Below are 13,045 nucleotides of genomic sequence, written 5' to 3'. Positions count from 1 at the left end.
GAGTGTGACAAATGAGCAATCGTAGTCAAATAACAAAAGCGGTTCATAAAGCCCGCAATAGTATGCTGTTTGAATATTTTTTAAAAAATAGTCAGCGTATGATTGCCTACGCATTGTTGTTGATATTCGTCATAATGTTTGTATCTCGATTTTTTGTCCTACCTTCTTATAAAGAAATTGCAATAGGAATAGCTGCTATAACACTTTTTATAGCAGCTATCTATTTATGGTGGAATCGTCCATCCAAAAAACAATCGTTAAATGCTCTAGATGAATACTTTCCTGATAATTTATTACGCACAATCTATTCGATAGAAGAATTGGAATCACCTTTGGCACAACAATTAGTTGTACGAACAGAGAAAAAAGCTTCAAATGCATTAGCTAACTACCAGAAACGAGAAAAGAATTTATGGCATTTGAAGACGATCATTAGTTGCATTGTAATGATTTTAGGAATTGCATTATTATCCTTATTTCCCTCTACTGCACAACAAACTGCAAATATTCTAAAAGAAGAACAACGAATGACAGCCGAGGTTAAAAAAGAAGTTAAGGATCTGAAGAAAAAAGTACAAACAAAAGAAACAAAAAAAGCAATTGAAGAACTTCAGAAAGAATTAAAAAAAGCGAAAACAACGGAAGATGCATTGCGATCAATCGTAAAGAAACAAAAAGAATTAGAACTTCTAAAACAAAAGCTAGAAGATAAAAAAGCTGCAAACGGAAAAGGTTTATCAAAAGAGGAACAAAAACAATTAAGAGACTTACAACAAACAACGGCATCTCTTTCTAAAAATGTTCAACAGACGCAAAAGGCTTTAAGTAATTCTGGAACGCCAATCAGTCCAAATTTACAGCTGGCTCTTAATTCTTCTCAATCTAACCAATCAACAACGCAAAAAAATAATTCCTCTGCACAAGCAAGTTCAAATAATAACGCAACCAATAGCCAAAATACAGCTCAAAATAATTCTTCCTCCACATCACAAGGAAATAATCAAACTCAATCCAATAGCCAAGGGCAAAATCAAGGACAAGGAAATGGTAATGGAAATAAAAGTGGGAGCGGATCAGGAAGCGGAACAGGGAGCGGATCTGGAAATGGAACGGGTAGTGGATCAGGCAATGGTACAGGAAGTGGAAGTGGTTCGGGTGGAGGCTCTGGACTTGGAGCAGGAATCGGTACAGGAAATCGTAGTTTAGTAGCTATACCTAAACGTGTCGGAGATAGAAGTAAAACAACAGCAGATGGTGGCAAGTTAAATGATGGAAATCCAATATCTATACAAGAAAGTAATAATGGAAAAATTACAAAGGGATCAATCCGTTCTTATAAAGAGGTAACGAATTTTTATAAGGATTCTTATATGCAAACGACTGAGCGATTACAGCTTCCGAGTGAATTACATCAAATTGTACAAAAATACTTCTCATCAGTTGAGGAGTAGTGGGGGGAAAACAATGACATATACTGCTGAACAATATGAGCAAATAAGTGAACAGTTAAAGCAAGTACGACAAGAAATTTGCCGCTATATAGTTGGGCAACAGGAGACAATCGATTTTACTTTATACGCGATATTAGCAGATGGGCATGCACTATTAGAGGGCCTTCCTGGGTTAGGGAAAACAATGCTTATTCGTTCTATTTCTGAGGTATTGGATTTATCTTTTACGAGAATTCAATTTACACCAGATTTAATGCCATCTGATATTACAGGTACGAGCGTCATAGAAAGAATGCATGATGGAACGTCGCATTTTAAATTCCAAGAAGGACCAATTTTTAGCCAAATGGTATTAGCGGATGAGATTAACCGTGCAACACCTAAAACACAAAGTGCATTACTGGAAGCGATGGGAGAAAAAACGGTGACTGTTCTTGGCGATACAAAACAAATGGCAAATCCCTTCTTTGTATTAGCTACTCAAAATCCAATTGAAATGGAAGGAACCTATCCTCTGCCTGAGGCACAAATGGATCGATTCCTATGTAAGATTCAAGTCCCAACCCCAACGAAAAATGAATTAATGGAAATTATGAAAAGAACGACTGGTGCAAAAGATATTAAGCTAGAAAAAAGATTATCAGCAAACGAATTAGTAGAAATGCAACAAATGGTTAAGGAAGTTATGATAGCTGAAGATATGCTGGAGTATGCAGTGGACTTAGTCGTTGCAACACATTCTGATCAACCATCTGCACCAGAAATGATACGTCAATATGTTGAATATGGTAGTGGTCCACGGGGTTTGCAAAGTATTGTGAAGTTAGCAAAATCAAGAGCTCTAATGAATGGAAGATTTCATGTTTCGATAGCAGATATTAAAACTGTTGCAAAACCTGCCCTACGCCATCGCTTGTTACTTAATTATGAGGGAGAAGCATCAGGACTACAAATTGATGAAATTATAGAGCAGTTAATCGAAACAATACAACAAGGGCAAAGTGTATGAATATGAGAGAAACAGTGCTACCAGCAGAATGGGGTAGTAAAATTCGCCGTTATAATTTACAAAGTAGATCAAGAACACGAGGACAACATAAAGGGTCACACCATTCAAATCGTTATGGTTCATCACTCGATTTTTCTGATTTTAGAGAATATCATCCTGGAGATGATGTACGAAAGCTTGATTGGAATGTCTATGCAAGAACCGAAAAATATTTTATTAAACGTTATTTAGATGAACAAGAAATGCGAGTCCATATTTTGTTGGATACGACAAAATCAATGGCACAAGACGATAAGTGGGAAGTAGCGAAACAGCTAACAGTAGCACTTGGTAGAATGGTACTAAATAAGGATGATCATTTATCCTTTAGCTATGTTGCAAATACCCCTGAGCAACCTTTTAGAAGAAAAGGTGCGAGCTTTCAAAAAGCATTTGATCAAACTGTAGCAAAACTTCAACATCCGATTGGTGATGGGGCATTTGCAAGTAATGCGATGAAAGTTTTACCGAAGGGTTCAACCATATTAATTATTATCTCTGATGGTTTAGAAGCAATAGATGAATGGGAAATATTTTTGAAGCAAACGCCAAAAGTAGCTGGGGATGTTCGTTTTTTACAACTGCAAACGACTCAAGAAATAGCACCTACTTATTCGGGGGATGTACAGCTAATGGATGTAGAAACACAAGAGCTAGTGAATATTTCGATGTCACAGTATGTACTTGATTCTTATAAACAATTAAGAGATTCACATCAATTACAATTAGAGGCACTTTGTCATCGATACGGGATTGCATTCTTGCCAGTGGAAACGAATGCTGGTATTCAGCATATTTTATTTCAACAACTTACGAAGGCAAATTGGATACAGTGAGGTGATGTAAATGGGCATAACGAATTTAGCATATATTTGGACGGCTATTATTCCTTTAATTGTCTTAATCTATTACTTCTTTCGTAAAAAATATGTAAAACAAGATGTTTCTTCAACTCTTTTTTGGAGAGAGGCTATGAAGGAAACAAAGGTATCTCCCTATATTCAACATCTCCAACGTAATGCATTGTTCTATTTGCAAATACTGACATTACTTTTAATGGTGTTTGTACTCCTTCAACCATATATAAAATCGAAAACTATTGCAGGTGAACAAATTATTTGGGTAGTAGATACATCTGCTACAATGCTTGCAAAAGATGGGGAACAGACAGTTTTTGAAAAGCATAGACAGGAAATGTTAACGTTGTCCAAACAACTTGGGGGTAAATCGGTAACGATCATTTCTGTCGGGGCAGAGCCTAAAATGATATTACGTGATGAAAATAATATTACGGCAATTCAGAAAGCCATTAAGGAATTACAAGTTACATATAGCCATGAAGAATGGCCAAATACGATGGACTTTCTTCAATCTATTATTGGAAAGAAATCAACAGCTGTATATATTTTTACAGATTCTTTCGATCGAAGGTACTTACCAACGAGAACAAAAAATGTGAAATGGATTGTACAAGGGGCAGATAGAAAACGTCAAAATATTTCGCTTCAACGATTTGGAGCAATACAAATAGGAAACGGAATACAAGCGATTGCACAAATCAACAATCAAACAAAAAATGCCCAACAAATTTCCTTACAGATTTATGATGCAAATAATAAAGAGATTGCCAAAAAGAATATCAATTTAAAAGCGAATCAAGTATCTAAAATTCAGCTAGATCACTTAAAAATGACACCAGCTGTAACAGCCAAACTAACTGTAAAGGATGATTATGTAGCGGACCAATCGATGAGTGCGGTACTTGCAGCAGATCACTCACAAACCTATATAGATCAATCATTACATCAGTTAGTGTTCAAAGCTTTTCAATCAATTGACCCTTCAACAAGTACAGTTTCAGCAGACCAATTGCAGTCAATTCAGGGGCAGGATTTACTTGTGACCAATCAAACAAAACTACTGAAACAATCCCGAAATCCTATATTACTCATAGGTAGAGATGATCAGAAGGCTTTTCAAGTTAAAGGGACAGTTAAAGTAAAAGAAAATTTCCTTTTTCCATATGCTCCTATAAACGATATTTATGTAGAAAAGCTTTATCCTCCGGTGAAAGATGCAAAGACTTTAGCAACGATTGATGATAAACCATTTATACAACAAACCTCAAACGGTCATATTGTTGTACTAACAGATATGCAAATGACGGATTGGGCTTTACATCCTTCATTCCCCCTTTTTTTATGGAGTGCAAAGGAGACACTTACTGCTGTAGAAAATCAGCTTGGAACATTTAAGCCAGAAGAAAGAAAGGGTGTTACATTACCCGAGAGTAATAAAAGTTACGATGTTTTCTCTGCAAATAATGAATATGTCAATAGTCTAACAGATGGTGGAAGCTTTATAGCTCCAGCAAAACCAGGATTATATTATGTAAAAACAGATGATAAACCTTTATATTTTGTTGTCGCACTTGAGCAGGAAGAAAAAACATTATCTGAAGGATTATCTTTCCAGTATGGGGAACTTTCAGATCATGCTACAACAAATAAAGTCGATTCAACGCTTATAACAATTTTGATTTTGATATTGATTGTATTACTAGTAGCAGAATGGGAGGTGCAACGTAAATATGGATTTACGAATTGATCAACCTCTTTGGTTACTATTAGCAATTCCTATAATTATGTATATGATTTGGTTCTTAAAGAAAAAAACATTGCAGAAGCGTGAACATTGGTTGATTTTTACTTTAAGATTGTTATCCATCTTTTGTCTAGTATTTGCTGCAACTAGACCCTACATTACATTGCCTATTCAAGAGGAACAGGTTGTCTTTTTAGTGGATCGTTCCGCTTCATTAAAAGGAACTGATCAGGATGCAGCCTCTTGGATAGAAGAAAGTTTACAGCAAAGAAAGAATTCACAGTATACAGGTATTTATAGTTTTGCAAAAGGCGTTCAAACAGATGTCGGTTTAACGAGCGAAACTACTAAACTTCCTAAGTGGCAAGGTATGGCGGATACGAGTGAAACGAATATCGCAAATGCCTTACAATTAGTTACGAATACGTTGGAAACAAACAAAGCAACAAGAGTCGTATTACTTTCTGATGGTATAGAAACTGAAGGTAATATAGAGAATCAATTAAATTATTTCAAACATAATGGAATTCAAATTGACACAGTTCAGCTGAAAAATGAGCAAATTACAGATGTTGCTATTACGGATTTCCAAACACCAAATGTAGCGTATGCAGGTGAAGAACAACCATTACAAGTGGAAATCGAGGCTACTGATGCAACAGAAGGGGAATTATTAATTGCATTAAATGACGAAACAATTGCAAAGAAAAAGGTAGTTTTAGATGCTGGGAAAAATACAGTAACATTTAAACATGTCGCCAAAAAGCAGGGGTTATTAAAATATGAAGCTACACTCAAAGTAGAAAATGATACATTTCTTGAAAATAATAAATGGCTGAGTGTTACGAATGTTGAAGGTCCTCCACGTGTTTTACTTGTTCATGCAGATAAACAGTCTACCGCTTTGTCTAAATTAATTAGGCAAAAAGAGCTTGTAGTAAAGACAATTTCAGCTTCCGAATTACCTTCAACACAAACTTCCTATTTGCAATATGATGCAATCATTTTTGATAATGTGCCAGGTCATGAGGTTGGGGAAGCAAAAATGGGTATGATTGAACAGTCGGTAAAAAACTTCGGTGTTGGTTTTATGATGACTGGAGGTGAAAATAGCTATGGGTTAGGTGGTTATTTTAAAACACCAATCGAAAAGCTATTGCCTGTCGAAATGGAGGTAAAGGGAAAAGAACAGCTCCCGTCATTAGGATTAATTATTGTGATGGACCGATCTGGAAGTATGGCAGGGAACAAAATTGAAATGGCCAAAGAAGCAGCAGCACGTTCTGTTGAATTACTTCGAAAAAATGATACGTTTGGTTTTATCGCTTTCGACAGTCAGCCATGGAGTGTTATCGATACGGCACCTTTGAAAAATAAAAAACAAGCAATATCAGATATTTTATCTGTTAATCCAGATGGTGGAACAGAAATCTTTCAATCGTTGCAATTAGCATATCAACAATTAGAACCATTAAAACTTCAAAGAAAGCATATTATCTTATTAACAGATGGCCAATCATCGACAAATAGTTCATATGAGCAATTGATTGAAGAAGGTAAACATTCAAATATTACATTATCTACAGTTGCAATTGGAGATGATGCAGATCGGAATCTTTTAGAGGAACTTGCACGTTTTGGAGCAGGGCGATTTTATGATGTTCGTGATGAAGAAACGGTACCCTCCATTTTATCTCGGGAAACATCGATGATGACAAGAACGTATATTGAGGATCATCCTTTTTACCCAATAATCTCTTCTGGTGCCCCTTGGGATACGGTATTTGCAAAGGGGGTTCCACAGATGAATGCTTATATCGCAACAACTGCCAAACAAACGTCTAAGGTTATTGCAAAAAGTAAGCAGGAAGATCCTATCATCGCAGAATGGAACTATGGGCTTGGTAAAACGATTGCCTATACATCGGATACATCAGGGAAATGGGCAGGTGATTGGGCACGCTGGAGCGAATGGTCAAAATTTTGGAATACAGCTGTTTCGGAACTTCTACCTTCATTCGATGAAGTACCTTATACGATTTCTCAGCAATCAGATGGTTCTTATTTAATTCGTGATGACACGAATCACTCAGCCTTTATGGATATTGCAGTAGTAGATGATGAAGGGAAAAAGGTAGCATTCACAGAAGAAACAGTTGCGCCAGGAAAAACGAAAGTATATCTCGATCATAAACCAGGGCTCGTCTATTTCAGCATCAAAAATGAAGACGAGGGAATGTATAAAGCAGGCGTTACCATACCTTATAGTAAAGAATATCAATTGCAACAGCCGAATTCTGAACTTCTCAGACAAATTGCTGAGACTACTGGTGGAAAGGTATTAAAAAATCCAAGCGATGCATTTCGTAAGGTTCCAAAAAGTAGCTTTGAGCAGCAAAATATTACAACTTGGCTTATTTTATTTGCGATGATTTTATTCTTTATCGATATTACATTAAGACGATTTGGATGGAGGACAATTCGAGCAATATTTAATCGAAATAGTCGAACAAAGACAAAACAAATTGATGAAGGACATCAGTTAGATGTTGATGCATTATTGAAAAGTAAACGAAAATAAAAAGTGAAGCGACACTCTTCTAAATTGAGAGTGCCGCTTCACTTTTTATTATTTAACTGAAAATGCTTTTTTATTCCATATGAAGGTAATCAAGTAGCATCCGATTAAGACGACCGTACCTAATACAAAGGGTATATTCATATGCCAATCTAATAGCGAACCTGCTAAAGCAGGACCAATCATATTACCTAGGCTCATATAAGCATTGTTCATTCCTGCTGCGTATCCTTGTTCATTACCTGCAACTTTTGAAATAAGGGTATTTACTGCCGGTCTAATCAAGGTGGTGGTTGTTTGGAATATGGTTGTTACAAATAGTATTGCAAAGTAACCGCTAACGAGAATCATACCGAACATTGAGATGGCTGCAACTATAAGGCTTACTAAAATAATCTTCATTTCGCCAAATCGCTTGAACAAACGGTTAAGTAATACCCCTTGAACGATAACTCCTGCAAAGCCACCGATAGTCATGATGATGGCGATATCATTCGGAGTATAATCGAATTTATACGTTAAGAACATGGATAAAGTAGCTTGGAAGTTTGCGATACCAAATGAGAATACAAAAACTACGATCAAAAGCACAAAATAAGGTGTCTTTATTGAACGAATCATTTCTTTGATGATATTATTGCCAGTTGGCTTATCAACAACGGATGGTTTCACATTTGGTAAAAATAGTAATGATAAAATACCGGCACAGATTGCAGCAGTACCTGCTACAACGAAAGGAAAGTGCATACTAACATTAGAAAGTGCTCCACCAATCCCAGGTCCAATCATAAAACCAAAGGAAATGGCTGCACCAATCAAGCCCATTGCTTTTCCTCGTTCTTCAAGTGTTGTAATATCTGCTGTATACGCCATAATAGGTGGTGTAATAAAGGCAGCGCCCATACCAGTTAAAAAACGCAATACAAACAGTTCCCATAAATGGGTGGATAAACCGAATAATATTTGACTTGCTCCATTTAAGATCAATCCGAACACTATTAGTTTTTTTCGACCTAATCGGTCCGATAAGCTTCCTGCAATTGGAGAAAAAATGAATTGAGCAAAGGCAATTATGGCAATTAAAAAGCCAAGTACTTGTCCCTTAGCGCCGAATTCTTTTAAATAATTGGGCATAATAGGGACAATTAACCCAATGGCACTCATTGCTATAAATATATTGAACATTAATAAAATGAGCGCAAATTTATTGTTTTTATTCATATATATATGATGCTCCTTAATTATTTCGTTTTACTAAATATTGGATTTTGCGTTATGTTAAATTATATAGCTTGTCTGTTTGTGATTCAATTAAATAGTTTTATAGCAAAAAATGGTTTTAAAAGGATTGTCCCAAAAGTCAAAAATGTACCATTCAGCATTGGGATGAATAGTACTATTTTGTGGTTCTCTTCTGGTGCATTCCGTTACAGGATGACGCTTTTCCCATAAGAGTCACCGCCTGCAACGACAATCAACAGGCATAACTACAAGAAAAAATCTGCCTCTATCAAAAGAGAGCAGATTTTTTCTGTTTAAATTCAATCTTCTTTGTTGGAATGGACTTATTAGAAAGTAACCGCAAATTTTATCGAATAGACATTTTAAATTTCAAAAATAATTCATTGTATTCGCCTATTTTTTCTTTTCCTAAGTTTTTATAAACATGAAGATTACTTCGGACTTCTTTTGAAGGATAGTAACGTTCATCGTTTACTACTTCAGGATCCATTAATTTAAGTGCGGCTTTGTTAGGAGTTGAGTAACCAACATAATCAGCATTTTGAGCAGCTACTTTAGGATCTAACATAAAATTAATGAATTTTTCGGCGCCCTCAACGTTTTTAGATGTTTTTGGAATAACCATATTATCAAACCACAAGTTGGATCCTTCTTTAGGAACACTGTATGTTAAATCTTCGTTTTCGTACATCATATCAGCTGCTTGTCCAGACCAAGTTAGCGCTACTTCAGCATCTCCGTTGATCATTAATTGTGTTACTTCATCACCAATAACTGCTTTCACATTTGGTGCCATTTTAATTAGTTTAGTTGTAGCTGCATTTAATTCTTTGCTATCTGTTGAGTTAAGGGATTTACCCATACTATTTAAACCAACGCCCATTACTTCTCGTGCGCTATCAACTAATATTACTTTCCCTTTTAAAGCAGGATCCCATAATTCATTCCAGCTATCAAAGTTATGACCTTTTAAAAGCTTTGTGTTATAAACAATTCCAACTGTTCCCCAGAAATAGGGAATGGAGTATTGGTTATTTTTATCAAAATCTAAGTTTAGAAAATCTGGATCAATGTTTTTTAAATTTGGTATTTTATTGTGATCGATTTTCTTTAATAAATGACGCTCTTTCATTTGTTCAATTGTATATTCAGATGGTACTGCAATATCATAGTTTGTCCCACCCTGTTCGATTTTCGTCATCATCGCTTCATTTGAATCAAATGTTTCATATATAACATGGATACCCGTTTGTTTTTCAAATTTTTTCAGTAATGCAGGATCGATATATTCTCCCCAATTATATACAGTCAAAATATCTTTACCAGATTTACCTGATGTTTGATCCATTGCATGAGCAGTATACATAAGTACGCCACATACTAGTAATATTCCAATGGTTGCTCGAATTAAAGATTTCATTTATGAGCCCCCGTTCTAGTTTGATGATTTGTAATAAAGTAATACCCTAATACAAGGATTAAAGTAACAAAGAATACTAAACCTGAAATTGCGTTTACTGTTAAGGAAACGCCTGCTCTTGCCATTGAGTAAATTTCAACAGATAGAGTACTAAAACCATTACCAGTAACGAAGAAGGTAACAGCAAAATCATCTAAAGAGTATGTTAATGCCATGAAGAATCCAGCGAAAATTCCTGGTTTAATAAATGGAAAAATAACACGTGTAAAGACATCAAAACGAGTGGCACCTAAGTCTAATGCAGCATCAATTAGTGATGAACTCATATCTTGTAATTTCGGTAAAACCATTAAAACAACAATGGGTATACTAAATGCTACATGAGATAATAGTACAGAAGTAAAACCTAATTTGACTCCAAGCATTGTAAATAAGATTAAGAAGGATGCGCCAATAATTACGTCTGGGCTAACAATCAGAATATTATTTAATGATAGAAGTGTATTACGTAGTTTACGATTACGCACTGCAATAATGCCGATTGCCCCAAATGTACCGATGAAAGTTGATATAACAGCAGATAACAAAGCTACAACAACTGTATTGATTAAAATAACAATTAATCTAGAATCTTGGAAAACATCTTTGTAATGGCTTAAGGTAAATGATTTAAAGTTTGTCATTGAATCGCCACTGTTGAAAGAATAAAACACTAGGTACAGAATCGGTGCGTAAAGAACGACAAAGACAAGGGCTAAATAGAGTTTTGATCTTTTATTTAATTTTTCCATGACGTGTCGCTCCTTTTTCGTCTTTCACCAGTGAAAAGCATGATGATAAACATAAAGATGATTAAGAAAACAGCTATTGTTGAACCCATTCCCCAGTTTTGTGTTACTAAGAATTGTTCTTCAATCGCAGTACCAAGTGTTATCACACGGTTACCAGCGATTAATCGAGTAATCATGAATAGAGATAGGGAAGGGATAAATACAGCTTGTACCCCCGATTTAATACCATTCATCGTCAAAGGTATGATGACTCTTCGTAATGTTGTAAGTTTAGATGCGCCTAAATCACGTGATGCATCGATTAATGCAGGGTTTAGTTTATCAAGTGAATTAAAGATCGGCAAAATCATAAATGGAATAAAGATATATACAGAAACAAAGACAAAAGCAAAGTCTGTAAATAAAATTTGTTGATTCGGTAATCCAATTACTTTAGCAAAAGCATTAATTGGTCCCTTATTCCCGAAAATACCGATAAACGCGTATGTTTTTAGTAGTAGATTAATCCATGAAGGAATAATAATTAAAATAAGCCATAGATGTTTATGCTTCAACTTTGTAATCAAATAAGCTGCTGGATACGAAACTAATAAAGAGAATAATGTAATAAGAAACGCATACCAGAATGAGCTTAATGTCATTTTCAAATAAACACTAGTAAAGAAATTTTTATAGTTTCCTAAAGTAAAATGACCATGTAAATCTAAAAGAGAATAATAGAATACTAAAAGAATTGGTGCGATTACAAAAAAGAGAATCCAAATATAATAAGGGATGATAGAAAATAAATTTCCCTTTTTACGCATTGTTTTCTTCTCCATAAGATTCTAATCGTCTATCAAAATCTTCTTCTGATTCATTTAATCGCATGACATGAATGGATTCAGGATCAAAGTCTAAGCCAATTTTTGCACCAACATCTGCTTTTTTTAATGAATGGACAAGCCATTCATTGCCATCTTGATCATAGGTAGAAAGTTCATAATGTACACCACGGAATAATTGTGTATCTACTTTTACGACAAGTTTACCTTTATCGATATCTGTAATCTCTAAATCCTCTGGGCGAATAACAATATCAACTTTTTCATTAGGATTTAATCCTTTATCTACACATTCAAAAGTTTTACCAGTGAAAGTTACCTCGAAATCTTTTACCATCGTACCTGGAACAATATTCGATTCTCCGATGAAATCAGCTACAAAACGGTTAATTGGTTCATCATAAATATCAACAGGAGAACCGCTTTGCTCTATATTTCCTTCATTTAAGACGAAGATTTCATCAGACATTGCGAGTGCTTCTTCTTGGTCATGTGTGACGAAAACAAATGTTTTTCCTAAACGTTGTTGAAGTTCACGAAGTTCATATTGCATTTCCGTACGAAGCTTTAAATCCAACGCAGAAAGGGGTTCATCTAGCAGGATGATTTCAGGGTCATTAACAATTGCTCGGGCAATTGCTACACGTTGACGTTGACCACCAGACATTTCTGATATTTCACGTTGACTGTATCCAGCTAAGTTTACGAATTTTAACGCATCTTCTACTCTTTTTGTAATCTCTCCATTGCCTACTTTCTTAATGCGTAAGCCAAATGCTACATTTTCAAAAACATTTAAGTGTGGAAATAATGCATAGTCTTGGAATACTGTATTAACTTGTCTTTCATTTGCAGGTACACGATTAATTTTCTTACCATTAAAATAAATTGAACCGTTTGTTGGTTCCATAAAACCAGCAATCAGACGTAAAATGGTAGTCTTACCACAGCCCGATGGTCCAAGTAAAGTATAGAATTTACCACGTTCTAGTTCAAAGTTGATATCCTTCAATACATTAGTTCCGTCGCTATATGATTTCGAAACATGATCAAAGCGAATAATTGTGTTTTCTGACATTTATGGGCC

General features: G+C 35.2%; 10 protein-coding genes. 5 read left to right on the top strand and 5 right to left on the bottom strand.

Annotation, left to right across the window (positions count from 1 at the left end; translation table 11 throughout):
• Positions 1–11 precede the first annotated feature (11 nt).
• Genes ABE048_RS09785 through ABE048_RS09765 form a run of 5 tightly spaced genes read left to right on the top strand, consistent with a single transcriptional unit; the run spans position 12 to position 7,684 of the window.
• On the top strand, positions 12–1,451 hold the full coding sequence (locus ABE048_RS09785; RefSeq protein ID WP_430310978.1) for a hypothetical protein: 1,440 nt from the start codon (positions 12–14) through the stop codon (positions 1,449–1,451).
• A gap of 13 nt (positions 1,452–1,464) precedes the next feature.
• Entirely contained in the window at positions 1,465–2,460 is a 996-nt protein-coding gene (locus tag ABE048_RS09780; protein WP_430310977.1) for an AAA family ATPase, read from the top strand.
• Complete coding sequence (locus ABE048_RS09775) at positions 2,457–3,335, top strand: DUF58 domain-containing protein (RefSeq protein WP_430310975.1); 879 nt, start codon at positions 2,457–2,459, stop codon at positions 3,333–3,335. Before ABE048_RS09780 ends, ABE048_RS09775 begins: the two co-directional genes overlap by 4 nt.
• A 10-nt stretch (positions 3,336–3,345) precedes the next feature.
• Positions 3,346–5,106, top strand: a complete 1,761-nt coding sequence (locus tag ABE048_RS09770; RefSeq protein WP_430310974.1) for a vWA domain-containing protein — start codon at positions 3,346–3,348, stop codon at positions 5,104–5,106.
• Positions 5,090–7,684, top strand: coding sequence for a VWA domain-containing protein (locus tag ABE048_RS09765; protein WP_430310973.1), 2,595 nt, complete (start codon positions 5,090–5,092; stop codon positions 7,682–7,684). The genes ABE048_RS09770 and ABE048_RS09765 overlap by 17 nt, the downstream gene beginning before the upstream one ends.
• 48 nt (positions 7,685–7,732) lie before the next feature.
• Here ABE048_RS09765 and ABE048_RS09760 read toward each other — a convergent pair whose 3' ends face one another.
• The 5 genes from ABE048_RS09760 to ABE048_RS09740 form a co-directional block, all read right to left on the bottom strand.
• Positions 7,733–8,902 (bottom strand): MFS transporter, encoded by a 1,170-nt coding sequence (locus ABE048_RS09760; protein WP_430310972.1) that lies wholly within the window; start codon positions 8,900–8,902, stop codon positions 7,733–7,735.
• Positions 8,903–9,269: 367 nt separating this feature from the next.
• The gene (locus ABE048_RS09755; protein WP_430310970.1) at positions 9,270–10,343 is read right to left on the bottom strand and encodes an ABC transporter substrate-binding protein; all 1,074 of its coding nucleotides are present in this window, start codon (positions 10,341–10,343) and stop codon (positions 9,270–9,272) included.
• Positions 10,340–11,134, bottom strand: a complete 795-nt coding sequence (locus tag ABE048_RS09750) for an ABC transporter permease (RefSeq protein ID WP_430310969.1) — start codon at positions 11,132–11,134, stop codon at positions 10,340–10,342. The genes ABE048_RS09755 and ABE048_RS09750 overlap by 4 nt, the downstream gene beginning before the upstream one ends.
• Positions 11,122–11,940 carry an ABC transporter permease gene (locus ABE048_RS09745; RefSeq protein ID WP_430310967.1) on the bottom strand — a complete coding sequence of 273 codons (819 nt, stop codon included), beginning with the start codon at positions 11,938–11,940 and terminating at the stop codon, positions 11,122–11,124. Before ABE048_RS09745 ends, ABE048_RS09750 begins: the two co-directional genes overlap by 13 nt.
• Positions 11,933–13,036, bottom strand: coding sequence for an ABC transporter ATP-binding protein (locus tag ABE048_RS09740; RefSeq protein ID WP_430310966.1), 1,104 nt, complete (start codon positions 13,034–13,036; stop codon positions 11,933–11,935). Before ABE048_RS09740 ends, ABE048_RS09745 begins: the two co-directional genes overlap by 8 nt.
• Positions 13,037–13,045: the final 9 nt, after the last annotated feature.

It is taken from the genome of Rummeliibacillus pycnus (assembly GCF_050459865.1).
GTDB lineage: Bacteria > Bacillota > Bacilli > Bacillales_A > Planococcaceae > Rummeliibacillus > Rummeliibacillus pycnus_B.
This window is presented reverse-complemented; position numbering and strand designations above follow the sequence as displayed.